Source organism: Devosia sp. J20-27 (assembly GCF_055808595.1).
In genome coordinates, this window is the sequence record NZ_CM147875.1 from 2,418,842 (window position 1) to 2,444,092 (window position 25,251).

General features: G+C 62.0%; 20 protein-coding genes, 1 tRNA gene and 1 pseudogene. 14 read left to right on the top strand and 8 right to left on the bottom strand.

Annotation, left to right across the window (positions count from 1 at the left end):
- Nucleotides 1–738 precede the first annotated feature (738 nt).
- The 6 genes from AC0L4C_RS11905 to AC0L4C_RS11930 all read left to right on the top strand — a co-directional run bounded on the left by AC0L4C_RS11905 (nucleotide 739) and on the right by AC0L4C_RS11930 (nucleotide 6,748).
- Nucleotides 739–1,428: a hypothetical protein gene (locus AC0L4C_RS11905; RefSeq protein ID WP_473399808.1), complete on the top strand. Its 690-nt coding sequence runs from the start codon at nucleotides 739–741 to the stop codon at nucleotides 1,426–1,428.
- A gap of 163 nt (nucleotides 1,429–1,591) precedes the next feature.
- Nucleotides 1,592–1,972: a hypothetical protein gene (locus AC0L4C_RS11910; RefSeq protein WP_473399810.1), complete on the top strand. Its 381-nt coding sequence runs from the start codon at nucleotides 1,592–1,594 to the stop codon at nucleotides 1,970–1,972.
- Nucleotides 1,965–3,026, top strand: coding sequence for a ComEC/Rec2 family competence protein (locus tag AC0L4C_RS11915; protein WP_473399811.1), 1,062 nt, complete (start codon nucleotides 1,965–1,967; stop codon nucleotides 3,024–3,026). The genes AC0L4C_RS11910 and AC0L4C_RS11915 overlap by 8 nt, the downstream gene beginning before the upstream one ends.
- Before the next feature lie 440 nt (nucleotides 3,027–3,466).
- A protein-coding gene (locus tag AC0L4C_RS11920; protein WP_473399812.1) for an IS3 family transposase occupies nucleotides 3,467–4,566 on the top strand; the annotation gives its coding sequence in 2 pieces (ribosomal slippage) (nucleotides 3,467–3,719 and nucleotides 3,719–4,566; 1,101 coding nt in all).
- Nucleotides 4,567–5,217: 651 nt separating this feature from the next.
- Entirely contained in the window at nucleotides 5,218–5,847 is a 630-nt protein-coding gene (locus AC0L4C_RS11925) for a recombinase family protein (RefSeq protein ID WP_473399813.1), read from the top strand.
- A 655-nt stretch (nucleotides 5,848–6,502) separates the two neighbouring features.
- Entirely contained in the window at nucleotides 6,503–6,748 is a 246-nt protein-coding gene (locus AC0L4C_RS11930) for a helix-turn-helix domain-containing protein (RefSeq protein WP_473399814.1), read from the top strand.
- On the opposite strand, the gene AC0L4C_RS11935 is transcribed toward AC0L4C_RS11930, so the two are convergent.
- The 6 genes and pseudogenes from AC0L4C_RS11935 to AC0L4C_RS11960 all read right to left on the bottom strand — a co-directional run bounded on the left by AC0L4C_RS11935 (nucleotide 6,717) and on the right by AC0L4C_RS11960 (nucleotide 9,777).
- On the bottom strand, nucleotides 6,717–8,213 hold the full coding sequence (locus AC0L4C_RS11935; protein WP_473403511.1) for a site-specific integrase: 1,497 nt from the start codon (nucleotides 8,211–8,213) through the stop codon (nucleotides 6,717–6,719). The two genes, AC0L4C_RS11930 and AC0L4C_RS11935, sit on opposite strands and share 32 nt — an antisense overlap.
- Nucleotides 8,214–8,270: 57 nt before the next feature.
- Nucleotides 8,271–8,417: pseudogene (locus AC0L4C_RS11940) on the bottom strand (DUF6538 domain-containing protein); the annotation flags it as partial.
- A gap of 66 nt (nucleotides 8,418–8,483) precedes the next feature.
- Nucleotides 8,484–8,559, bottom strand: a tRNA-Ile gene (locus AC0L4C_RS11945).
- 44 nt (nucleotides 8,560–8,603) lie between these two features.
- Entirely contained in the window at nucleotides 8,604–8,915 is a 312-nt protein-coding gene (locus AC0L4C_RS11950) for a hypothetical protein (RefSeq protein ID WP_473399815.1), read from the bottom strand.
- Between the two features lie 47 nt (nucleotides 8,916–8,962).
- Complete coding sequence (locus AC0L4C_RS11955; RefSeq protein WP_473399816.1) at nucleotides 8,963–9,538, bottom strand: DNA-3-methyladenine glycosylase; 576 nt, start codon at nucleotides 9,536–9,538, stop codon at nucleotides 8,963–8,965.
- A 32-nt stretch (nucleotides 9,539–9,570) separates the two neighbouring features.
- Nucleotides 9,571–9,777: a hypothetical protein gene (locus tag AC0L4C_RS11960; RefSeq protein ID WP_473399817.1), complete on the bottom strand. Its 207-nt coding sequence runs from the start codon at nucleotides 9,775–9,777 to the stop codon at nucleotides 9,571–9,573.
- A 97-nt stretch (nucleotides 9,778–9,874) separates the two neighbouring features.
- On the opposite strand from AC0L4C_RS11960, the gene AC0L4C_RS11965 reads away from it, so the two are divergent.
- Nucleotides 9,875–11,287 carry a phosphohexomutase domain-containing protein gene (locus AC0L4C_RS11965; RefSeq protein ID WP_473399818.1) on the top strand — a complete coding sequence of 471 codons (1,413 nt, stop codon included), beginning with the start codon at nucleotides 9,875–9,877 and terminating at the stop codon, nucleotides 11,285–11,287.
- Here the strand turns inward: AC0L4C_RS11965 and AC0L4C_RS11970 are convergent, their stop codons facing one another.
- The gene (locus AC0L4C_RS11970) at nucleotides 11,288–11,902 is read right to left on the bottom strand and encodes a LysE family translocator (RefSeq protein WP_473399820.1); all 615 of its coding nucleotides are present in this window, start codon (nucleotides 11,900–11,902) and stop codon (nucleotides 11,288–11,290) included.
- A gap of 14 nt (nucleotides 11,903–11,916) precedes the next feature.
- Entirely contained in the window at nucleotides 11,917–12,858 is a 942-nt protein-coding gene (locus AC0L4C_RS11975; protein ID WP_473399821.1) for a nucleoside hydrolase, read from the bottom strand.
- A gap of 121 nt (nucleotides 12,859–12,979) precedes the next feature.
- Between AC0L4C_RS11975 and AC0L4C_RS11980 the strand changes: the two genes are divergently transcribed.
- The 7 genes from AC0L4C_RS11980 to AC0L4C_RS12010 all read left to right on the top strand — a co-directional run bounded on the left by AC0L4C_RS11980 (nucleotide 12,980) and on the right by AC0L4C_RS12010 (nucleotide 25,248).
- The gene (locus tag AC0L4C_RS11980) at nucleotides 12,980–14,173 is read left to right on the top strand and encodes an AI-2E family transporter (RefSeq protein ID WP_473399822.1); all 1,194 of its coding nucleotides are present in this window, start codon (nucleotides 12,980–12,982) and stop codon (nucleotides 14,171–14,173) included.
- Nucleotides 14,174–14,245: 72 nt separating this feature from the next.
- Nucleotides 14,246–16,090, top strand: a complete 1,845-nt coding sequence (locus AC0L4C_RS11985) for a monovalent cation:proton antiporter-2 (CPA2) family protein (protein ID WP_473399824.1) — start codon at nucleotides 14,246–14,248, stop codon at nucleotides 16,088–16,090.
- A gap of 105 nt (nucleotides 16,091–16,195) precedes the next feature.
- Complete coding sequence (locus AC0L4C_RS11990) at nucleotides 16,196–18,673, top strand: glycogen/starch/alpha-glucan phosphorylase (RefSeq protein WP_473399825.1); 2,478 nt, start codon at nucleotides 16,196–16,198, stop codon at nucleotides 18,671–18,673.
- Complete coding sequence (gene glgB / locus AC0L4C_RS11995; RefSeq protein WP_473399826.1) at nucleotides 18,673–20,880, top strand: 1,4-alpha-glucan branching protein GlgB; 2,208 nt, start codon at nucleotides 18,673–18,675, stop codon at nucleotides 20,878–20,880. The genes AC0L4C_RS11990 and glgB overlap by 1 nt, the downstream gene beginning before the upstream one ends.
- A 24-nt stretch (nucleotides 20,881–20,904) precedes the next feature.
- Complete coding sequence (gene glgC, locus AC0L4C_RS12000; RefSeq protein ID WP_473399827.1) at nucleotides 20,905–22,176, top strand: glucose-1-phosphate adenylyltransferase; 1,272 nt, start codon at nucleotides 20,905–20,907, stop codon at nucleotides 22,174–22,176.
- Nucleotides 22,176–23,636, top strand: a complete 1,461-nt coding sequence (gene glgA / locus AC0L4C_RS12005) for a glycogen synthase GlgA (protein WP_473403513.1) — start codon at nucleotides 22,176–22,178, stop codon at nucleotides 23,634–23,636. The genes glgC and glgA overlap by 1 nt, the downstream gene beginning before the upstream one ends.
- Nucleotides 23,617–25,248, top strand: a complete 1,632-nt coding sequence (locus tag AC0L4C_RS12010; RefSeq protein ID WP_473399828.1) for an alpha-D-glucose phosphate-specific phosphoglucomutase — start codon at nucleotides 23,617–23,619, stop codon at nucleotides 25,246–25,248. The genes glgA and AC0L4C_RS12010 overlap by 20 nt, the downstream gene beginning before the upstream one ends.
- Nucleotides 25,249–25,251 lie beyond the last annotated feature (3 nt).

Genomic DNA, 25,251 nt, shown 5'->3' on the forward strand with positions numbered 1-25,251 from the left:
CGGCTCAGCTGCTGCCATCCTCACAGCGTCAACGTGATCGCCACAGCTGCTTGGTCAACAGCGGCGGCGGCAGGGTAGCGGGAAAGGGGTGGCGGCTGCGGCTGGAATAGTCTTTTCAGGGATATATCCTGGGACATATCATCTGCTCCGCCGGCACTACTCGCCCCTGGCAATGTATGGTGGGCCCACCAGGAGCGCCGACCTTCAGAAAACGCCTGGAGCTGCTTGGCTGTAGCTCGTGGGGGATGAAACGAAATGTCCCACCTGCGTGTCACCGTTAGACTTCACTTCGGACCGCTATGCTAGTCACGCTAGGGAGGAGTAGAACGGGATGTCCACGATTACCTCAAAGCCTCGGGATAGCTGGGGTTCGAGACGCAATGTCTCACATTCCTGTCACACTTAGTGCCAACCTGAGGCTCAGCTCAAGTCTGCTGGGACTATCAGGAGCGCCGACCTTCAGCGTTTTAGCTCTAGCTCTTGAGTGATGAAACGGAATGTCCCACTTTCGGACCACACAAAACTTCGTGCTGAGGTGACTTGTAAACCGTACGATGGCCCTTTCTTGCATCACACTAACGGCCGCAGCTACATGCAACAGAAGCCTCAAGGCGGCGACGCTCAGGCTACGTTCTGCGACAACTAACTGCGAAGGCATGTATCACTGACCAACGATTTTAAGATTGTGGTTGGACTGAATGAGCGACAATGTGCACCCTGCCAGCCGCGAGAGCCATTATGCCCAACGAACGCATTATCCAAGACGAGGTCAGCATCGTGCTGGTGGGATCATTCAACCCTGCCATTTTCAGTCCGGCCTGGTTTCAGATGCACGAACTTATATCCAAGGAACAGGCCGATGGCGCTACGAGCGTAAACATCATAATTGGGGAGTTGGCCCAGTTTTCAGCCGGGTACATGAGCTTTGACATCAATCCGCAGCGTTTCTTGGTGCGTGGAAAGCACGATTATAGTGATCTCACCCGAGATTTGGTGGTCAGCACCTTCGGTAACATTCTTCCGCACACTCCCATCACAAGCCTAGGTCTCAACAGAACTTTCAAATTGCGGTTCTCAAGTCCGCAAGCGAGGTTGGCTATGGGCAAGGCCCTTGCACCTGCTGAAGCGTGGGGCGCTTGGGGAGAGAAGCTCAGTGCTGAAATGACGGTGGGGAAGGTTCATGGCGGCATGACCCATCTACGGATGATGCAAATCCCCCGTCCAGACGGGCTATCAGGACACATTCAATGCGATGTATATCCAGATCTTAGCGATGAGATTTCGTTCTCTGTAGACGTAAACAACCACTTCAATGTCAATAAGTCCGGTGCCACAGGAGCAGTCGAGGTGGTGACCGAACGATGGGAAGACAGCATGTCTGAAGCATTGGATATCGTGGAAAGTCTTTCAGATAAATATGATGCTTAGCTCTGAAAACACTCAGTCCTTAGCAGAGGACGCGGTTCCGCACTTATTGCCCTCAGCAAACGTGTCGACCGAGTCGAAGCCGATTGAGAGTCCAGCCAGATCGCATCCCCTACCCTACCGGGCGAGGAAGCAATTGGGCGGCTCAACGTCCGGGCACGCGACTGTGCCTGGTTCTGTACCGGAGCGCATTCTGAAGACTTGGAAAGGCACTGTAACGTCGATTGATGAGGATACCTTTCAGGCAAGAATGTACGCACTGGACGAGGTAGGTCGAGTTAATCCAGACTACTTCGACATAGATATCGGGCGCGTTTCAGATGGTGACATCCCGCTGTTGCGTGAGGGCGCTCAATTCTACCTCAGCGCCGTCTCCCTAAATATCCCCGGACAGGGCACGATTAAGACCAGCCGAATGGTCTTTCGACGTGTGCCTAGGCTTACTCCGGCCCAAATTGCCGCCAGTGAGGAAGAGGTCGCAAAACTGTTCGGTGATGAGGACGTGTTGAACGACACTAACTCGGTGACGACGGCTGCGAATGACTGACCTTCCGGGTCACGACCAAGTGGAGATTTCGGTCTTTGGGCCTCAATTTGGGGAGGCATTGGCCGTGCACTACGGCAACGGCCTATGGTTCACCGTCGACAGTTGTCTGGATGATCAGGGGCGCCCGGCCGCGCTGGCGTATCTGATTAGCATCGGTGTGGACGTTTCCAAGGCCGTTACGCACACAATTCTAACCCACTCAGATGCGGACCATGTTGCGGGAATTTCGCAGCTCTATGACGCTTGCACAGCGTCCGAGTTTGTGTGCTCCCTTCTGCTGAGCAAAAAAGAAGTGAGGACCTATCTAGCCCAGGCCAAAAGGATAACGATCGACGAGCTGAGTGCTGATGCCGCTGAAATACTATCGGTCTTCGCTGAAGCTAAGAAGCGGCCCCGCGGCGGCCCCCGATACGTCTTCCAAGATTTGCCAATCATAGTGAGTGCGTTTGCGAAACTTTCTGTTCTCTCACCGTCGCAAGCTATGATTGGCGGCTTCGTATCGAGGGTGGCCGTGGCAACTAACTATCTAGCTACTGATCCAATTAGAGGAGTTGTTAGACCCCCTAACAGCGTCTCGGCAGCATTGCTTCTAGAAACACCTGCACTATGCGCAATCCTTGGTGCAGACCTGGAGGAGACACCCCATCACGGGTGGTCAGACATTCTCTCCAACTCCCTCGTCTTCAGGAATGCGCCGCCAGCAACCGTTCTGAAGGTTCCACATCACGGATCAGAGAATTCTCACCATGACCCGTTGTGGGCAACGATGGCGAGCCCTCATGCGATACTTGCTCCCTTTCGTAACGGACGCCACAAGTTGCCCGTTCAGGAGAGAGTGAAGGCTATCCTGAAACTCACCAACAACGCCTACAGCACGTCGCCCTTTGCGCTGGCCTTTCGGAAAACCTCCCGGATAGATCGCTTGTTAGCGGATGACCGGGTGCGTAGGGCGGACCCTCCTGCCTGTGGCCAAGTGCGCCTTCGCGTTAGGGCAGGCGAAAAGCCCAAAATTGATTTGATTAACGGAGCTGTGCACCTCTCAAAAATATACTAGGCGCGCCCTGGTGATAGTGTCGGTAGCGTGCCCACAGCAGCAGCACGCCGGAAGGTACGCAACTTGCCAAGTGCCCCGCGAGCCAGTTCCTAGTTGTTGCGCAGTTCGATGGACACGGCCCAGCTCACGATAGGTGTGTTGGAGCCAGCTCCTCTTGCGGCATGTAGCTCGAACTCAGACGCGCGGTTGGCCTGCACGAAGTATGCCAGCTCAGGGAACTGGGTGCGGCTCGTCTAGATGGTGGCCATTCTTGTCGGGCCCGGCCCTATTATCATCAAGCCAGCGTCCTGCGCACTGGCGACTTTATCGCTCGCAAAGATCGAAATCACACCAGGTTGAGCCCCTCCGCTTCTAGCGAAACTCTGCGGGAAGCATAATGACCTGAGCCCCTGGATCTCCTCCAGATTTTGGTAGAGTCCGCCGCATTAGGGGGCGGACGGATGAAGCGCAGCAGGTTCAACGAAGAGCAGATCATTGCGATCTTGAAGGAACAGGAGGCCGGGCTGGGGACGGCCGACCTGTGCCGCAAGCATGGGATCGGCAGTGCCACCTTCTACAAGTGGAAGGCCAAGTATGGTGGCCTGGAAGTGTCCGATGCCCGTCGGCTGAAGGCACTCGAGGACGAGAACACTCGGCTCAAGAAGCTTCTGGCCGAGGCAATGCTGGACAACGCCATCCTCAAGGATGTCGCTGCAAAAAAATGGTGACGCCCGACGCGAAGCGGGATGCGGTGGCCCATGCCTGCCTGGTGCATGGCGTGAGCCAGCGGCGGGCGTGTGAAGCTCTCGAAGTTGACCGATCGAGTGTCAGGTATCGCAGCCTGCGGCCGGACGATCGGGAACTGCGTGAGGCGATGAAGGCAGTCGCGTCACAACGCCGGCGGTTCGGCTACCGCCGCATCCACGTGATGCTGCAGCGGCAGGGCATCGACATGAACATCAAGAAGCTCAGGCGGCTCTATGGCGAGGAGAGACTGCAGGTGCGCAAGCGCGGCGGTCGCAAACGGGCCTTGGGCACGAGGCGCCCGATGATCGTGCCGGACCAGCCGAACCAGCGCTGGAGCCTCGACTTCGTCTCCGATGCCTTCACCGATGGTCGCCGCTTCCGGGTGCTGGCCGTCGTCGACAATCATACGCGCGAGTGCCTGGCTCTGGTCGCCGATACCGCGCTCTCGGGTAGGCGTGTGGTGCGCGAGCTCGATACCATCATTGCTCGCCGCGGTCGGCCCCTGACGGTGGTCAGCGACAACGGCACCGAGTTCACCAGCATGGCGATCCTGCGCTGGACCCAGGACCGCCAGATCGACTGGCACTACATCGCTCCCGGCAAGCCCATGCAGAACGGCCTCATCGAGAGCTTCAACGGCAGCTTCCGCGATGAATGTCTCAACGAGACGCTGTTCTCGTCACTGGCTGAGGCTCGGGACCGGATCAGCGCATGGAAGGAGGACTATAACACCCAGCGACCACACTCCTCGCTGGGCAATCTCACGCCCAACGAGTTCGCCACGCAACTGGCACTGGAAAAGCAGGCCGCATAGGGCCAAAACATCAACCAAGGACTCTCCTCAAAGCCGGAGGGAACTTGGGGCTCAGGTCAATAAGTATGAAAGCTCTCCGCCCTTACCGTCGACCGAGGACCATGCGAGCGTCAGACTCGGTGGGCCGACGAGGTACGCTTTCCACTTCACCGTAGTGTCTTTCACTAGCGATCATTCCAGCGATACATTTTTTCGCGGGGGGTATCTATCACCGTCCGGCGCAGGATTTCCCCCCGTGCCCCCCGTTCGTTGCGGCGAGTGAACTAGCCCTTCCTATATGGACCTATAAACCGGGCTCTGCGATGCGCCCTCAATGCGCCGAAGGGTAACCTACCCCTCCAGGTAGCTAAGCCGCGACATATGCTAGCCGCTAGGCGACGTATCTGTCCGTGTATAACCAGTGTGAAACTGGGACCTATAAACCGGGATGCATACGCAACTCATGCGCCTCAGGGTAACCATAGTTATCCCTGCTGCAGGCAATAGGTGAAAGCTCTGGCTTTAGGCTTGGCACAACAAGTTAGTGACCGTTGAGGTATACCTATGAGTACGCACCGAAGATGTGCGCTATGGGTGTACACTAGGGTTGACATGGATCAACGGACAACATTATGTACGTACACCACGCCAACGTACATACGGATATGCCCAATGAAGACGGTTCTCTATGCAAGGGTCTCCACTGCTGAGCAAACCATCGAGCATCAGTTGGAGCAGGCCAAAGCAGCCGGCTTTCAAATTGATGAGGTAGTATCGGATCATGGTGTATCCGGTATCAGCCTGAACTTGAGGGAACGTCCTCAGGGCAAGCGGCTATACGACATGCTCCGCAAAGGTGACACATTGGTAGTGCGCTGGGTTGATCGCCTCGGCCGCAACTACGTAGATGTCTCAGACACAATCCGCGAGTTCATGCGCAAAGGGGTAGTGATCCGAACTGTCATCAACGGACTTACCTTCGATGGGGCGACCAAGGACGCGATGCAGCAGGCCGTACGAGACGCATTGATCGGTTTCATGGCAGCTATTGCCCAGGCGCAGGCCGAGGCGAACAAGGAGGCGCAAAGAGCCGGAATTGAGTTTGCGAAGAGGGAGAGGGTCTACAAGGGACGGAAACCTACTTACTCCCGGTCAGACTACAAGCTGGTAGTAGACATGCTGTCGCAAGAAGCCGGAACGTCGACTATTGCGAAAGCTAGTGGGCTAACGCGCCAAACTGTTCTCCGGATCAAGGCCGATCCCGCCGCGGCTGAGAGAGCTCTTGCGGGATGGGGACTCTAGGCGGCCTTGATGCCGCGACAAAGGCTCTTGGGCGGCTCAGGGGGGAGGGCAGAGCCTGTCAAGCTGGTTAGGCGGGGAAATTGCCTTTCGGCCGTCCTGGGGCGTCTGTGATGCGGCGTTCCGTTTCTGCATCTGTCGTCTTTTTGCCCAGTCATTGCAGATGTCAGGAGCGATCAATGATCCTTGTCTGTACGAGACACAACGGCCCACTGATTGCCCACTTTGGTGGGGTGCGCTGCCGCCGAAATCACTGCTCTGTACCAAGCAGGTAGCGACGGCCTCATACCCTTTGCGTAGGCTTGGGATATCAAGGCGGACTGTTTTCCCTGATAGTCTTCACGAACGCACTCCATGGCTTCACGGATGAGGCTCGTCGGCACGCTGTTTAGGTCAACTCTTGCTTCTGAGCTAGCGTGCTCTCTCGACGCACCAGCCACTAGATTGCCGAGGTAGACATAGGCGCGCACCGTTTCCATGCCGCGCTGCGTATTGGCTTTTATGAGACGGTAGCCTACCCATACTACGACGCCTAGGAGTATTACTGCTTCCACGTCTGCCTCCTGTAGAACGGCAACGTCGGGCGACGCTGCCGTGTGCAGACGCTAGCATGCATATCTGATTTTTAGATAATCCGAATTTCTTATTACCGGAGTGTGTGCCCAGCTCGTTACACTCTCCGCGCCACAAGGCTTTATCGGAAGCGATCAAGCAGTCCCGAATTGCTAAGGGTCTGACGCAGGCCCAACTTGCGCGTGCACTCGGAAGGCATCAGCCGTTTGTAGCAACCATCGAGATGAACCAGCGCCGTCTTGATCTTATAGAGCTGATCGACATCGCTGCTATTCTCGACATGGACATCGGCGCACTGATCAAGCGGATCGCTGCGATCGAGCCAGACTGACGCACGTATCTGTATCAGCGTTCTTTTGCTGCACCAGTCCTCGCGGTTCCAGAAGGCTAATTGCGTCAAAGAGCTGCTGCACTCTGTAACCCTCTCCAAGGTAGCTGGTCTGCGTGACTCCCTGCTGCTCATGGCCTACAATCGCTTTTATAAGCGGTTCCTGCACGCCCGCTTGCGCAAGCCGAGTAATGACGGTGTGCCGGAAGCTGTGAAATACAATCCTGCTTGTCTTGTAGCCCAGCTTTACCAAAAAGGTGTCATTTGCCCACCGACCAAGCTGACGTCCCCAGCCATTGTTGGTGTCGTATTTGAAGGTAGGAAACAGACGCACAGAGCCATTGCCGCGGAGTCCTTGAACATAGTCCAACAATCCTAGGTGGATAAGTTCCGGGTGCACCGGCACAGCACGCTTTGCTGCCTCAGTCTTGAGCTGCCTAGTAATAGCGCCGCCATCCTCTTCCCCAACGTCTGTTACATCGAAGCAGAGAACGCCGTCGATCTCCCGAATATCCGACAGGTGGAGTTGGGCAATTTCATTGAGCCGAGCACCGCTATAGGCAGCAATCAGAAGGCCCCATTTTTGCCAGTCGTGCCGCACCAAGCCTTCATCTTGGAAAGCCGCCTCGGCAACGATACGGAGTAGCTGACTGGGTGAGAATGGGTCACGAAGTGCCTTCTTGCCGCGCTTGTGCCTAGCGATAAATGTACCGTCGAAATAGTTGGTCGACACGTAGTGATGTTTCTTCGCGAAGGTGAAGAGAGAGATGTACGTTTGTAGGTACTTATTGACGGTGGGCGTGGCGATCTTGTCGGTTCCCTCCACCGCTAGTGCATCGGCCAAACTCAGCTCCCTAGTCGAGGGGTTCTTCCTCCGGTTCTTGGGGTACACCAGCAGCGTGCTTTTCATTTTTTGAGCATGCGTCTCGTCAAGATCATGTAGCAGAAGATCACCGCCCAAAACCTCGTACAGTAGCGCGAAGTGTTCATCCCATTCGCGAGCAGTTCGCTCGGACACGTGGTCGCGCTGCCGCTCTAGTTTGTAGCGTTCGACCAACGCGCTGAGGCGCATTTCTGTCGCACGTGCTGACTTGTCGGCGGCCTCCACCTGGGTGGTCGTCGCGGGTGGGTCTAGCTCGAATGCCTCTAGCGACGCGTCGAAGGCTAGGACGCTCTTGGCTAGGTCGCGCATTCCCCTCCTGTGTTCGACGCCGAACCTACGAAAGGACTCGCTACCAGGTTCAATTGGCAAAGCATGCTTGGCAATAACCGCCTCTACGTCATCCTGCCCAGCAAGCGAGAACGGGTCGTCGCCCCTAACCGCGTGGCCAGTCCATTCGGCCATGCCCGCCCAACTCTGCCGTTCCTCTTCCGATAGCCTTCCATTGGCTAGGATACGTTCCTTTCTCCTTGCGAGCGCCTCCCCAAACATATTCTGGAGGAAGACTCGCATCTGTTTGTATTGCATAGGATATCCCCCTAGGCGGGCTGCAGCTTCGCTTCCGAGGTAGCAGAGATGCCTTGCATGCTCCAACGCCTCCTTTGGCTCTCTAGTACCCAGCGAAACCTTGATCGTAGATGCCTGTCCTGCTGGATGTGCACTACGTGGCAAGGGCCAACGGAAATAGAATACCGAATGTCTTGAGCGATATAGGTAGCTCGGCACATGCATCGACGTGTCCCACTTGCGTGTCCCACTTGCATACTGCCGAAGCTAAGTCGCTGTTCTAGAAGGGAATGGTGGGCCCACCAGGACTCGAACCTGGAACCAGACCGTTATGAGCGGTCGGCTCTAACCATTGAGCTATGGGCCCACTGTCCGCCCTCATAGCAGGCAGCGGGCGGGTGTCAAATGGGTTCAGGGAGTGGGGCCGGCGGCGGCCAGCTGGTCGCGCAGGGCGGCGACCTCGACTTCGGCGGCGAGGGCGCGGTCACGCCATTCGGCCACTGTGTGGCCGTCAAGGCGCTCGCCATCATCGGTGCTCTGGGCCAGTGCATCGCTGAGCGGCTGGTTGGTCAGCCGGGCGTGCAGGGCGGTGATGTAGATCTCGTCGTCGCCGTCGAGCTTGCCTGCAGCCGCCTCGGCCTGCATGCGCCGCAGATCGGCGACTGTGGTCTCGTCGAGCGTACCGAGAGCGATGAGTTCGTTGACGAGAGTGTCGATCGGCAAGTGCATTCTCCTTTTTGGGCGGCGCCAACCTATCGAAAGCCGCGGGTTTAGGGAACCGGCTGCGACATTGAGTCAGTGCCAAACCTGCGACTGACAAACGCCGAGCCGGCGAGGCCGAAGCGCCAGGGCCGGTCGATCGCCTTGGAGATGCCGATGCGGGGGCCGATGACGACAGGGTGCGGCGCCGGCGCCGGCAGGAAGCGGAAGCGTGGTCCGCCCAGCATCTGGCCGTCGTCGGCGCCGGTGACGGCCAGCGCCTGGCAGAGCTTGCCGGGGCCGGAACAGAGAGCGCGCGGATCGGCGAGGCCACGTCGTTCGGCCATCAGATCGATACCGGCGGTGGGCTCGAGTGCGCGGATCAGGATGGCCGCGGCGCCGGCGCAGACGAAATTGACGCACCAGTGGATGCCGTAGGAACGATAGACATAGACGCGGCCGGGACCGGCAAACATGGTCCGGTTGCGTGGCGTGGGGCCGCGGAACGAGTGCGAGGCGGGGTCTTGGGGGTGGTAGGCCTCGGTCTCCACAATCCGGCCGCCGACGCCGTCGACAAGCAGGGTGCCGCCCAGCAGGTCGCGGGCGACGTCGGTGACGGGACGGGAAAAATAGGCCTCGAAATCCATGCCGGGGCTTTAGCGGCAGGCCGGGAAAAAGGCTAGACCTTGGCCTTGACGCCGGACTGGATGCGGGCGGCGGCGATGCGCAGCGTCAGGTTGACAGCCTCGGTGGTGTTGGTGATGCCGGTGCTCATCAGCGAGTAGCTCGCATTGGCCTTGCTGATGGCTTCCTGGGAGTTTGCCTTGCGCTTGAGCCGGTTGGTCTCGGCCTCGTCATAAAGCGAGGGGCGGGGCAGCCAGTTCATTGTGCGCTTTTCAATCCTCATGGCGACAGCGTGAGGCCAAGGCCTTAACGAATCCTTACAGATCGGCATGGTGGAGAGGCTGCAAAGGGGTTTTAGCATGGCCGATACACTCAAATTCGGGACCAGCGGGTTGCGCGGGCTGGCGAGCGACCTGGTCGGGCCAGCGACGCGCCGCTATGTGGCGGCGTTCCTGGCGCATCTGCGGACGCGTGACGCGGCCGGTCGTGGCCGGGTGTTCATCGGGCGGGATTTCCGGGCGTCCAGCGCGCAGATCGCGGCCGATTGTGCCTCGGCGATCCGGGCGGCGGGGTTCGTGCCGGTCGATTGCGGGACGTTGCCGACGCCGGCGCTGGCCCTCCACGCCATGGCCGAGGGCGGGCCCTGCATCATGGTGACCGGCAGCCACATTCCGGCCGATCGCAACGGGCTGAAGTTCTATTCGCCCTCTGGGGAAATCTCCAAGGAAGACGAACTGGGCATTCTGGCGGCGCTGCAGGATGCGCCGCCGGCAGACCTGCCCGGGGCGACCGAGGATGGTTATGCCGCTGCCGGCGACCGCTACCGCCGGCGCTATCGCGGCCTGCTGGGGCCGGAGGCGTTGCGGAACTGGCGGGTCGGCGTCTTCGAGCACTCCTCGGTGGCGCGTGACCTCCTGGTGTCGCTGCTGACGCGGGCCGGCGCCGAGGTGGTGCGGCTGGGGCGGGAGCAGGGCTTCGTGGCCGTCGACACCGAGGCCACTGGCGATGCGGTCTATGCGCCGTGCCACGGCTGGATCAACAAATATCAGCTCGATGCAATCGTCTCCACCGACGGCGATGGCGACCGGCCGCTGATCATCGATGGCACCGGGAGCTTCGTGCGCGGCGACGTTCTGGGGATCCTTGCGGCACGGTTTGTCGGGGCAGAGACGGTGGTGACGCCGGTGACCTCGAATTCGGCGATCGAGGGTGTGGGCTATTTCAGCACGGTTGTGCGCACCAAGGTCGGGTCGCCTTTTGTCATTGGCGGCATGGAGCTGGCGGCGGCGGGCGGGCAGGCGGTGGTCGGCTTCGAGGCCAATGGCGGGGTGCTGCTGGGCTCCGATGTGGAGGTCAATGGCGTGACCCTGAGCAAGCTGCCGACGCGCGACGCGGTGCTGCCGATTCTCGCGGTGCTGGGCAGCGCTGCGGCGGCCGGAGAGTCGCTGGCCGCGTTTATCGCGCCCCTGCCGGTGCGGCCGGCGCTCAGCGACCGGCTGACCGAGGTGCCGACGGAAAAGACCAAGGCGCTGGTCGAGCGACTGATCAACGAACCCGGCTATGCGGCGACGTTCTTTGGCGGGCTGGGCGACGTGGAGAGCGTCTCGAACATTGACGGGCCGCGCTTCGTGCTCAAGGGCGGCGATGTCGTGCACTACCGGCCGAGCGGCAATGCGCCGGAGCTGCGCTGCTATGTCGAAGGCGCCGATGCCGAGCGGGCGGCGCTGCTGCTGCGCTGGGGTCTCGATGCGGCTGGCAAGGTCGTCCGCTAGCTACTCGCGGGCGACCACGAACACGGCAGCGCTGGCCATCATCAGGGCAGCGGTGCGGTTGAGCCGGCGGATTGCCGTGCTCGACTTGAACAGTTCGCGGGCGGCGGCCGCCAGCCCGGCATAGGCAAAGCCGATGATCAGCAGCACGACAATGACGATGGCGAGCAGTTCGGAGAAGCCCAGCACCGTGATCGGCCGGTCGAGCGGGATCACGGTGGGCAGCAAAGCCAGATAGAAGACGATGGTCTTGGGGTTGCCCAGGGTCAGGGCAAAGCCGGAGAGGAAGGTGCGCCAGTGCGACTCCCGCTTGGCGCGGATCTGTTCGGTGCCAGGCTTTGCGGTCCAGAACTGCCAGGCGACGAACAGCAGATAGGCCGCACCGCCCCAGCGCACGATGATGAAGACCGGGCCGAACCAGGTGGCGATGGCGGCAAGGCCGAACAGCGCGAACACCAGGTAGATGAGATCGCCGGCGAGGATGCCGAGAACCATCGGCACGGCGCTGGTGAAGCCGCCGCCGAGGGCGCGGGCGACCACCGCGGCGACGCCGGGGCCGGGGACCAGAACCGCGATGGCATAGGCGACGGTAAAGGCGGCGAGAGTAACCAGATCCATTCTATGACTCGATATCAGGGCAGGCGGGCGAGGCGGTCGGTCAGCAGCTCGTAGAAGCCATCGGCATTGCCGCTGCGCAGGAAATGCACGTTCTTGGGCCGGTCGGTGACGTGCCAGTAGTCGGCGACGGTCATGCCGATGGTCAGTTCGCTGGCGGTTTCGATGGCGACATTGACGTGGCGGCCCTGGAACAGGTCGGGCTGCAGCAGGTAGGCGATGACGCAGGGGTCGTGCAGCGGGGCACCATCCATGCCGTATTTGTAGAGATCGAAGCGCTCGGAAAAGCTCAGCATCTCGTAGACCGCCTGGCCACAGCGGTTGCCGATGGCCTTGATGCGGTCGAGCCGCGCCCTGGTGGAGCGGATCTGGTGGGTGAGGTCGAGCGGCGCCATGACCACCGGGATACCGGCGCGCAGCACCACGTCGGCGGCGTCGGGGTCGACATAGATGTTGAATTCGGCGGCCGGGGTGATGTTGCCGACCTCGAAATAAGCGCCGCCCATCATGACGATTTCGTGGACGCGGGGCGCAATGTCGGGTGCCTTGATCAGCGCCATGGCGATGTTGGTCAGCGGGCCCAGGGTGCAGAGGGTGATGCTGCCGGACGCGTGGGTGCGTAGCGCATCGATGATGAAATCGACGCCATGGGTGGTTTCGAGCTCGATCCCGGGCAGCGGCAGGTCGGGGCCGTCGAGGCCGGTCTCGCCGTGCACATGCTCGGCCGTCACCAAAGTGCGGCGGAGCGGCCGCTCGCAGCCGGCATAGACCGGTATGCCGGTACGGCCGGAGAGTTCGACAATCTTGAGGGCGTTGCGGGCATTCTGCGCCAGCGTGACGTTGCCGGCGACGGCCACGAGGCCGAGAATGTCGAAATCGTCGGGGGACGCCAGGGCAAGGAGAATGGCGACCGCGTCGTCCTGACCGGGGTCGGTATCGATAATGATCTTGCGCGTCATAGAGCTGGGTCCAGGGCAAACGGGGCGAGAGTCGGCGGCACCATAGTGGGCCCGATGAGCGGCGTCACCACATCGATGGAACTTCGCTTCCGGTCGCGGGTTGTGGCGGCGGAGAACAACATTGCGCAAACCGCTACGATCCGGCCCGACAAAGGGACTCAGCAAGGAACTCCGCAACACGCAGTTCGAGCGGGTGCTGGGCAACGCCTCCAAGCTGTCGATCGTGATGATCGGCGCCATCACCTTCATGGTGGCGCTGCAGGCCGGGCAGTTCTTCCTCGCACCGGTATTTCTCGCCATCACCATCGGCCTGATGTTCGGCCCGGTGGCGGACATGCTGGAGGAACGCGGTATCCCCGAGGGGATTTCGGCCGCCATCGTGGTGGTCATGCTGCTCCTGCTGGTGGTCGGTTGTGGCTTCCTGTTTTCGGGACCGCTGGGCGAATGGGTGCGTCGCGGCCCGCTGATCTGGGCCAAGCTGCAAAGCGAACTGGCCAACTGGAAAGAACCGCTGGAAAGCCTCGGCGCCTTCCAGGAGCAGGTCAAAGGGGTTTTTGGCGGCGGCGGTGGCGTCGAGGTCAGCGTCGAGGACGGCTCCACCGTGACCGACGTCGCCATGCTGGCCCCGGCAATCCTGGCGCAGGGGCTGATCTTTCTCGCCAGCCTCTATTTCTTCCTCGCCACCCGCAAGAACATCCGCATCGCCACGCTGTCGCTCTGCGTGACCCGCCGCATGCGCTGGCGGACGGCGCATGTGTTTCGCGACGTCGAGCACAAGGTCTCGAAGTACCTGCTGACCATCAGCATGGTGAATGTCGGGGTGGGGATCGTGGTGTCGCTGCTGATGGCAGCGATCGGCATGCCGTCGCCCATCCTCTGGGGCGCGCTGGCAGCATTCCTGAACTATGTGCCGTTTGTCGGGCAGGGCTTGATGGCAGCGATCCTGTTCCTCGTCGGACTGGCGACGCAGGCCGAACTGGCCGGCGCGCTGCTGCCGGTCGGGCTCTACTGGCTGGTCAATTTCGCCGAGGGCAATTTCGTCACCCCGAACCTCCTGGGGCGGACGATGACGGTCAACCCGTTCCTGATCTTTCTCAGTCTCACCTACTGGCTCTGGGCCTGGGGACCGGTGGGCGGGCTGATCGCCGTGCCATCGCTTCTCATCCTCTATTCCATCGCCACGCACATCCTGCCCATCCGACAGGGAACCGGCGGGGCGGCGCAGCGGCTGGAGGTCGACCGGATGGCAAGCGACGACCTCGACGACCAGCGGGCGGAGAACGCCCGCGCCAAGGCCCAATCGGGCGCACGCTGACCATCCGGGCAGTCTTGACGCCGGTGCCGGCATCGCCGCATGTCAGGTTCTACTCTGCAGCGGGGGCGACGGATGGCGGGCGAAGCGGTCACACATGCGGTCGAAGCGGCTCATAGCGGCGTCGATCTCACCCAGGTTGTGGCTCTGCTGGCCGCCGCGGTCATTGCCGTGCCGCTGTTCAAGCGGCTCGGCCTGGGCTCGGTGCTGGGCTATCTGATCGCCGGCCTGGCCATCGGGCCGTTCGGCTTCCGCCTGGTCGAGGACGCGCAGGCGATCCTGCATGCGGCCGAACTCGGCGTCGTCATGTTCCTGTTCATCGTCGGACTGGAGATGGAACCGAGCAAGCTCTGGGGGCTGCGCAAGCAGATCTTTGGCCTGGGCATCATCCAGGTGGTGGCTTGCGGCGTGCTGCTCACCGGCACCGGCGTGCTGCTGGGCTTCAGCCCGGTCGTGGCCTTTGTCGCCGGCATGGGCTTCGTGCTCACCTCAACTGCCATCGTCATGCAGATCCTGACCGAACGCGGCGAGCTGACGTCGCCGCAGGGCCAGAAGATGGTCTCGATCCTGCTGCTCGAGGATCTCGCCATCGTGCCGCTGCTGGCCGTGGTGGCCTTGCTGGCGCCGGCTACAGGCGACGGCCCGGACACGCTGTCGCGCTGGATCAGCATCGGGCTGGCCGCCGGATCGGTGGTGGCGGTGGTGTTTGCCGGCCGCTGGGTGCTCAATCCGGTATTCCGCCTGCTCGCCGAGGCCAAGGCGCGCGAGGTGATGACCGCGGCGGCGCTGCTGGTGGTGCTCGGCGCCGCGCTGATCATGCAACTGGGCGGGCTGTCGATGGCGATGGGGGCGTTTCTCGCCGGCGTGCTGCTCTCGACCTCGACTTTCCGGCATCAGCTGGAGGCCGATGTCGAACCGTTCCGCGGCATCCTGCTCGGCCTCTTCTTCCTCGCCGTGGGCATGTCGCTCGATCTGGGCGTCGTGGCGCAGAACTGGCAGATCATTGCCATCAGTGTGGTCGCCTACATGCTGCTCAAGGGTGCCGCGATCTACGGCGTGGCCCGGGCGCTCAGGGCGCCGCACGCCATGGCGGTGGAGCGCGCGGTGCTGATGGCGCAGGGCGGCGAATTCGCCTTCGTGCTCTACACGACCGCCGCCGGAGCAGGGATCTTCAGCAACGAGATCAACGCCATCTTCACCGCGACGGTGATCATTTCCATGGTGGTGACGCCGTTTTCGATCATCGCCCTGCGCTGGGTGCAGCCGCAGGCGGAGCAGTCGATGGACGGTGTGGAGGAGCCGAACGGACTGACCGGCAACGTGCTGGTGATCGGCTTTGGCCGGTTCGGGCAGATCGCTACCCAGCCGCTGCTGGCGATGCAGCACAAGGTGTCGATCCTCGACAATGACACGGAGATGATCCGCGTCGCCGGGCAGTTCGGCATGAAGGTCTATTACGGCGACGGCACCCGGCTCGACATCCTGCGGGCGGCAGGGGTCGAGCATGCCGACGCCGTGGTGATCGCCGTCGACAAGAAGGAGGACGCGACGCGCATCGCTGCCCTGCTGCAGTCGGAGTTCCCGCTGGTCAAGGTGCTGGCGCGTGCCTTCGACCGCGTGCATGCGATGGAACTGGTCAAGCTGGGTGTCGACTTCCAGATCCGCGAATTGTTCGAATCGGCGCTGGTGGTCGGTTCCGAGTCGATCAAGCTGCTGGGGGCCACGGACGAACAGGCGGCCGAGGTCATCGAGGGGGTGCGCCGGCGCGACCAGGCTCGCTTCGAGGCGCAACTGCTGCAGGGGCTTTCGGGCGGCGGCGATCTGCTGCTCAAGAACGCCGAGGAACAGGCCCGGGAAGTGGGGCGCCGCGCCGCCGACCCCGACGCCGTATCAGGCCCGGCAGCATCGGCGCAGCGCTGACAGCATTTCGTCCTGCGTCGACCGGTGGGCCTTCCCACTGCACGTTTTAAGTGCAATTGTGCAGCCCTAGAGGGGAATACATCGTCATGAAACCTGGATTGCGATATGCCGCAAAAGCCAATCGTTTACGATGCCCCAAAGCCGGAGCCGCGCGCGCTTACTGCTGAGGCGCTACAGTCGGAAATCCTCGAACGGCTGACCTATTCGGTCGGCAAGGACCCCATCGTCGCCCGGCCACACGACTGGCTGAAGGCAACGATTCTGGCGGTGCGGGATCGCATCATCGACCAGTGGATGGAGTCGAGCCGGGAGACCTGGCAGACGTCGCGCAAGCGCGTCTACTATCTGAGCCTCGAGTTCCTCATCGGCCGCCTGATGCGCGATGCGATGAGCAATATCGGGGTCATGGAGCCGGTGCGGCAGGCCCTCAAGAATCTCAAGGTCGACCTCGGTGACCTGATCAACCTGGAGCCCGATGCGGCACTGGGCAATGGCGGCCTCGGCCGGCTGGCGGCGTGCTTTCTCGAGTCCATGTCGTCGCTGAAGATCCCCGCCTATGGCTACGGCATCCGTTATGCCAACGGCATGTTCCGGCAGGAAATGAGCGAGGGCTGGCAGGTCGAACTGCCGGAAGACTGGCTCATGCACGGCAATCCGTGGGAGTTCGAGCGGCGCGAGTCGAGCTACGAGATCGGCTTTGGCGGCCATGTCGAGCCGATCACCGAGCCCGACGGGCTGGTCCGGCACGAATGGCGCCCGGGCGAACACCTGCTGGCCGTGGCGTTCGACACGCCGATCGTGGGGTGGCGCGCGGCGCGGGTGAACACCCTGCGCCTGTGGAGCGCGCAGTCGATCGATCCCATCCTGCTCGACAAGTTCAACTCCGGCGACCATATCGGCGCGCTGGCGGAAAGCTCGCGGGCCGAGGCGCTGTCCAAGATCCTCTATCCCGCGGATTCAACTCCGGCGGGGCAGGAGCTGCGGCTGCGGCAGGAGTTCTTCTTCTCGTCGGCATCGCTGCAGGACATCGTGCGGCGCCATCTGCAGCAATATGGCGACCTCGGGTCATTGCCCGACAAGGTGGCGATCCAGCTCAACGACACGCATCCGGCCATTTCGATCGCAGAGATGATGCGCATTCTCATGGATCTGCACGGGCTGCGCTGGGCGCAGGCCTGGAAGCTCACCCAGGGAACGTTCGGCTATACCAACCATACGCTGCTGCCCGAGGCGCTCGAAAGCTGGCCGGTGGGCCTGCTGGAGCGCCTGCTGCCGCGTCACATGCAGATCATTTACGCGATCAATGCCGAAGTGCTGGCCGTGGCCCGCGACCAGGCCGGCTTTACCGATGCGCAGATCGCCAATGTGTCGCTGATCGACGAGCACGGCTCGCGTCGCGTGCGCATGGGCCAACTGGCCTTTGTCGGCTCGCATTCGATCAATGGCGTGTCGGCACTGCATACCGAACTGATGAAAGAGACGGTGTTCGCCGATCTCAACACGCTTTACCCGGACCGCATCAACAACAAGACCAATGGCGTCACGCCGCGGCGCTGGCTGATGCAGTGCAATCCGGCGCTGACCAAGCTGGTGGCGGAACGCATCGGCCCGGAGTTCATGGACAAGCTCGAGCTGCTGGTAAAGCTCGAAAAGCACGCCGACGACCCCAGCTTCCAGAAGCAGTTCGCGGCGGTCAAGCGCGCCAACAAGGTGGCGCTGGCGCAGGTGATCAAGGATCGCCTCAACGTCACGGTGTCGCCTGACGCGATGTTCGACGTGCAGGTCAAGCGCATTCACGAATACAAGCGGCAACTGCTCAACGTCATCCAGGCCGTGGCGCAATATTCGGAACTGCGGGCCCACCCGGAACGCGATTGGGTTCCGCGCGTTAAGATATTTGCGGGCAAGGCGGCTCCGGGCTACTGGAACGCCAAGCTCATCATCAAACTGATCAATGACGTCGCCAAGGTGATCAACAACGATCCTGCGGTGCGTGGCCTGCTCAAGGTGGTCTTCCTGCCCAACTACAATGTCAGTCTGGCCGAGACGATCATTCCGGCGGCCGACCTCTCGGAGCAGATCTCGACGGCAGGCATGGAAGCATCCGGCACCGGCAACATGAAGTTCATGGCCAATGGCGCGCTGACCATCGGCACCCTCGACGGCGCCAATGTCGAGATGGTCGAGGCCGTCGGCGAAGACAACATGATCATCTTCGGCCTCGAGGCCGACGGTGTCGCCCGCAAGCGGTCGCTCGGCGAGCAGCCGGGTCCGGTGATCGAGGCGTCGCCGGCGCTCAAGGATGCGCTGGAACTGATCGCGTCGGGGGTGTTTTCACCCGACGATCCGAACCGCTATCGCGACCTGATCGGTGGACTGTACGACAATGACTGGTTCATGGTGGCACGCGATTTCGACGCGTATGCCGCCGCGCAGAAGCGGGTCGACGAAGCCTGGAGGACCCCGACGAAGTGGTACTCGATGGCGATCCGGAACACAGCGCATGTTGGCTGGTTCTCCTCTGATCGGACGATCCGGCAATATGCCGAGGATATCTGGAAGGTTCCAGTAGACAGCCAGTAATGGCGGGTAAGGGCGTAATAGTGAATTGGCAGGCGGGGATTGAGGAGATCGAGAAGATCGTGGGCGCAAAGCACTCCGATCCGTTCTCGGTCCTTGGAATTCAGCAGATTGGAGACATCTGGGTTGCCCGTGCGTTCATCCCGCACGCCACCAGCGTAACGGCACTCGACTCGAGCGGGGCGGCCGTGGGGGAACTGGAGCGCCGCCACGATGCCGGGTTCTTCGAAGGCAAGGTTGCGATCGACCACCTTCAGCCCATGACCTATCGCGCCAGCAATGAGGGCGGCAGCTGGGACGTTGCCGATCCCTACAGCTTCGGTCCGGTGCTCGGGCCGCTCGATGACTACTACATCGGCGAAGGCAGCCATCTGCGGCTGTTCGACAAGCTGGGTGCCCACGCCATCGAGTTCGAGGGCGTGGCCGGGACGCATTTTGCCGTCTGGGCGCCGAATGCGCAGCGCGTCAGCGTGGTCGGTGCATTCAACGAATGGGACGGGCGCCGCCATCCGATGCGCCGCCGGCTCAATATCGGCATCTGGGAAGTGTTCATTCCCAAGGTCGGTCCGGGCGAAATCTACAAGTACGAACTGGTGGGTCCCGACGGCAAGCTGCTGCCGCTGAAGGCCGATCCCTATGCCCAGCAGAGCGAGTTGCGGCCCAAGAATGCCTCGGTCGTAGCCGACCCGACGCCGTTCGAATGGAGCGATGCCGATTATCTCAGCAAGCGCGCCGGCAAGAACTGGCGGCGCGAGCCGGTGTCGATCTACGAGGTGCATCTGGGCAGCTGGCGCAAGCGGCCGGACGGCACGTTCATGAGCTATGAGCAGCTGGCCGAGCAGTTGATCCCCTATGCAACGGATATGGGTTTCACCCATCTCGAGCTGCTGCCGATCACCGAGCATCCCTATGACCCGAGCTGGGGCTACCAGCCGGTGGGGCTCTATTCACCGACCGCCCGGTTCGGCGATCCGGCCGGATTTGCGCGCTTCGTCGATGCGGCGCACGCCGCCGGCCTCGGTGTCATCCTCGACTGGGTGCCGGCGCATTTTCCGACGGACGAGCACGGGCTGGCGCATTTCGATGGCACGGCTCTCTACGAGCACATGGATCCGCGGCAGGGCTACCACCCGGACTGGAACACTGCGATCTACAATTTCGGGCGCAAGGAAGTGGTGAGCTTCCTCGTCAACAATGCGCTCTACTGGCTGGAGAGATTCCATCTCGACGGGCTGCGTGTCGATGCCGTGGCGTCGATGCTGTACCTCGACTATTCGCGCAAGGAAGGCGAGTGGGTGCCCAACCAGTTCGGCGGCAACCACAACCTGGAAGCGGTCGAGTTCATCAAGCGCGTCAACACCGAGGCCTATCGGCTGTTCCCGGGTGTCTTGATGATCGCCGAGGAATCCACGGCCTGGTCGGGGGTTTCGGCGCCGGTCGATGCCGGCGGCCTGGGCTTCGGCTTCAAGTGGAACATGGGGTTCATGAACGATAGCCTGCGCTACATGACGCGCAATCCGGTGCACCGGCGCTATCACCATCACGACCTGACCTTTGCGGCGCTTTACGCCTATTCGGAAAACTACATCCTGCCGCTCAGCCACGACGAAGTGGTGCACGGCAAGGGCTCGCTGATCGAAAAGATGAGCGGCGACGACTGGCAGCAGTTCGCGGCGCTGCGGGCCTACTACGCCTATATGTGGGCGTGGCCGGGCAAGAAGCTGCTGTTCATGGGCCAGGAGTTCGCGCAGCGCGAGGAATGGAACGACAGCAAGGGCCTCGACTGGTGGCTGCTCGATGCCAGCATGCATGAAGGCGTGAGACGGCTGGTGGGCGACCTCAATGCCGCCTACCGCGCCACACCGGCGCTCTATGCCCGGGACTGCGAGCCCGAGGGCTTCCAGTGGCTGATCGGCAACGATCACCTGAACTCGGTATTTGCCTGGTCGCGCCAGGCGCCGGGCGAGGACCCGGTCGTGGTGATCAGCAACATGACGCCGGTGCCGCACGACAATTACCGGGTGCCGATGCCCAGGGCAGGCAACTGGGTGGAACGGATCAACACGGACGCCGGCTGGTACGGCGGCTCCAACAGCGGGAACCAGGGCAAGGTCGTCGCGGTTCCCAGTGAGGTGGAGGAGTTCGGTCCCTATGCCGACCTCTATCTGCCACCAATGGCGACTATCATGTTGAAATATGACTCTGCGTGAAGCGGGGCAGTAGAGGAGGGAACTATGGCTGACTACAGAGCTCCATCACCGCTAGCGCGTGAGGCAATGGCATATGTGCTGGCCGGGGGGCGTGGCTCCCGCCTGCACGAACTGACCGACCGGCGCGCCAAGCCGGCGGTCTATTTCGGCGGCAAGTCGCGCATCATCGACTTCGCGCTGTCGAACGCGCTGAACTCGGGCATTCGTCGTATCTCGGTGGCCACCCAGTATCAGGCGCACAGCCTGATCCGCCACCTGCAGCGCGGCTGGAACTTCCTGCGCACCGAACGGAACGAGAGTTTCGACGTGCTGCCGGCCAGCCAGCGCGTGTCGGAGACGCAGTGGTACGAGGGTACCGCCGATGCCGTGTACCAGAACATGGACATCATCGAGGACTATGGTCCGCGCTACATCGTGCTGCTGGCGGGCGACCACATCTACAAGATGGACTACGAGATCATGCTGCGCCAGCATGTAGACACCGGCGCCGACGTGACTGTCGGCTGCCTAGAGGTGCCGCGCATGGAGGCCACCGGCTTTGGCGTCATGCATGTGGACGGCCGCGACCGGATCGTCGATTTCGTCGAAAAGCCGAAAGACCCGCCGGGCATTCCGGACAAGCCGGACTATGCGCTGGCGTCGATGGGCATCTACGTGTTCGAGACGCGCTTCCTGATGGAACAGCTGCGCCGCGATGCGGCGACGCCCGGCTCGAACCGCGATTTCGGCAAAGACATCATCCCCTATATCGTCAAGAACGGTTCGGCCTGGGCCCATCGCTTCCCGCGCTCGTGCGTGCGTTCGGCCAACGAGGAGAACGCCTACTGGCGCGACGTCGGCACCATCGATGCCTACTGGAATGCCAATATCGATCTTTGCGACGTGCAGCCGCAGCTCGATCTCTATGACCGGGATTGGCCGATCTGGACCTTTGCCGAGATCACGCCGCCGGCCAAGTTCGTGCACGACTTTGACGGCCGCCGCGGCTCCGCAGTCAATTCGCTGGTCTCGGGCGACTGCATCGTCTCGGGCGGCATGCTCAACAAGACGCTGCTCTCGACCGGCAGCCGGGTGCATTCCTATTCCGAGCTCAACGAGTGCGTGGTGCTGCCCTATTGCACCATTGGTCGCGGGGCGCGGCTGAAAAAAGTCATCCTCGACCGCGGCCTCAACATTCCCGAGGGCCTGGTGATCGGCGAGGATGCCGAGTTCGACAAGACCTGGTTCAGGCGAACCGAGCAGGGTGTTACGCTGGTCACTCAGCCCATGCTGGACAAGTACCTGGCGAGCAAATGATCGAAGTTCTCTCGGTCGCATCCGAGATCTACCCCCTGATCAAGACCGGCGGCCTTGCCGACGTGACCGGCGCACTGCCGGGCGCGCTGGCGCCGGTGGGGGTATCGGTGCGCACGCTTATTCCCGGCTATCCCGGCGTGGCGGACCGGCTCGAGAATGCGCGCATGGTGGCCGACCTGCCGGACTACTTCGATGGTGCCGCCCGCCTGCTGGCGGGGCGCGTGGACGGGCTGGACCTGATTGTCCTCGACGCGCCGCACCTCTTCGGTCGGCCGGGGAATCCGTATGTCGATGCCAATGGCAAGGACTGGAGCGACAACTGGAAACGCTTCGCGGCGCTGAGCTTTGCCGCCTATGAACTGGGGCGCGGCCTCGTCGACGGCTATCGGCCGCAGATCCTGCATGCGCATGACTGGCAGGCGGCGCTGGTGCCGGCCTATGTGGCGTTCAACGCCCCGACGAAGGTCAAGACGGTCCTCACCATCCACAACCTCGCCTTCCAGGGCAATTTCAGCTGGGATGTGTTCGGCCAGTTGCGGCTCGATCACCGTGCCGCGGCCGAAGGGACAATCGAGTTCTTCGGCGGCATCAGCTACCTGAAGGCCGGCCTGCAGGTCGCCGACGCGCTGACCACCGTCAGCCCGACCTATGCGCACGAAATCTGCACCGGCGACTACGGCATGGGACTCGATGGCCTGCTCAGAAGCCGGTCGGATGTGCTGCACGGCATTCTCAACGGCATTGACGTACATGCCTGGGACCCGCAGACCGACGCGGCACTGGTCGAGACCTTCGGCGCCAGCACGACCGACCGGCGGGCCGGTAATCGCGCCGCGCTGGTCGAGCGTTTCGGGCTCGACGGCACACCGGGGCCGATCTTTTCGGTAGTGAGCCGCCTGACTTGGCAGAAGGGCATGGACATGCTGGTCCAGTGCGTGGATGCGCTGGTCGAAAAGGGCGGCAAGCTGATCGTCCTGGGGTCGGGCGATGCGGCGCTGGAGGCCGCGCTGTCGGCCGCCGCGGCACGGCACCCCGGCAAGGTCGGGGTCATTGTCGGCTACAGCGAGGAACTGTCGCATCTGGTGCAGGGCGGGGCGGACGTGATGATGGTGCCGTCACGCTTTGAACCCTGCGGTCTGACCCAGCTCTATGGCTTGCGCTATGGCTGCGTGCCGCTGGTCAGCCGCGTCGGCGGTCTGGCCGATACGGTGATCGATGCCAACGAGGCTGCGGTGGATGCGGGCGTGGCAACGGGCGTTGTCTTTGCGCCCGCCACCGCAGAGGCCCTGAGCGAGGCGATCCAGCGGACGATGGCGCTCTATGCCCGCCCCCGTGTGTGGCGCAAGATGCAGCGGCGCGGCATGAAGTCGGATGTCTCGTGGGAAGCGAGCGCCGAAAAATATGCCGATCTCTATTCCGATCTTTTGGGGCTGAAGAGCGATGACCAAGCAGACGATTGAAACCACGCCCTATGCCGACCAGAAGCCGGGGACCTCGGGGCTGCGCAAGCGGGTCACCGTGTTCAGCCAGGAGAACTATGCCGAGAACTTCGTGCAGTCGATCTTCGACAGCCTCGAAGGCTTCGCCGGCAAGACCCTGGTGATCGGCGGCGACGGTCGCTACTACAATGACGTGGTCATCCAGAAGGCGATCCGCATCGCCTCGGCCAACGGGTTCGGCGCGGTGCTGGTGGGGCAGAACGGCCTGCTGTCGACGCCCGCTGCCAGCCATGTCATCCGCCATCACCATGCGTTTGGCGGCCTGATCCTGTCGGCCAGCCACAATCCTGGCGGTCCGGATGGCGATTTCGGCATCAAGTACAATGTCGGCAATGGCGGCCCCGCGCCGGAAAAGATCACCGATGCGGTCTATGCGCGCTCCCAGGTGATCGATCGCTATTTCACCGTCGACGAACCCGATGTCGACCTGAGCAAGATCGGCACGCATCACTCCGGGGGCATGGTGGTCGAGGTCATCGACCCGGTCGCGGACTATGCCGACCTGATGCAGACACTGTTCGACTTCCCGCGGCTCAAGGCGCTGTTCGCGTCGGGCTTTCGCATGCGGTTCGATGCGATGCACGCCATCACCGGTCCTTATGCGCACCGCATCCTCGAGGATATGCTTGGGGCACCCAAGGGCACGGTGGTCAATGGCACGCCGTCGCCGGATTTCGGTGGCGGACACCCCGATCCCAACCTGGTCTATGCCAAGGACCTCTACGACCTGATGATGAGCGACGATGCTCCCGATTTCGGCGCGGCATCGGACGGCGACGGCGACCGCAACCTGATCATCGGCAAGGGCCGGTTCGTCACGCCATCGGATTCGCTGGCCATGCTGGCGGCCAATGCCGCACTGGCGCCGGGCTATGCGAACGGCATTGCCGGCATCGCCCGGTCGATGCCGACCAGCGCGGCCGCCGACCGCGTAGCCGAAAAGCTCGGCATCGAGATGCACGAGACGCCGACCGGCTGGAAATTCTTCGGCAACCTGCTCGATGCCGGCCGCGTCACCATCTGCGGCGAGGAGAGCGCCGGCACGGGATCGAATCACGTGCGCGAGAAAGACGGTCTCTGGGCCGTCCTGCTCTGGCTCAATATCCTGGCGGCGCGGAAGCAGAGCGTCGACGACATCGTGCGTGACCACTGGAAGACTTACGGCCGGAACTATTATACGCGCCATGACTATGACGAGGTCGATACTGCTGCCGCCAATGAGCTGATGGATGCGTTGCGGGCAGACCTGCCATTCCCGGAGCGGTTCAACATCGGAGGCATGGAGACAGACTATGCCGACGACTTCACCTATAATGATCCGGTAGATGGCTCCATCAGTGCCCGCCAGGGTGTTCGCATCGGTTTCAAGGATGGCAGCCGCATCGTGTTCCGCCTCAGCGGAACCGGGACAGTAGGGGCTACGTTGCGGGTCTACCTCGAAAGATATGAGCCACCCAATGGACAGCACGATCTCGAAACCCAGGACGCCCTCGCGTCCCTCATCGACGTCGCTGGACGAGTCGCCGGTATTGCCAAAAGAACCGGCCGTGACGCGCCCAGCGTTATTACTTGATGC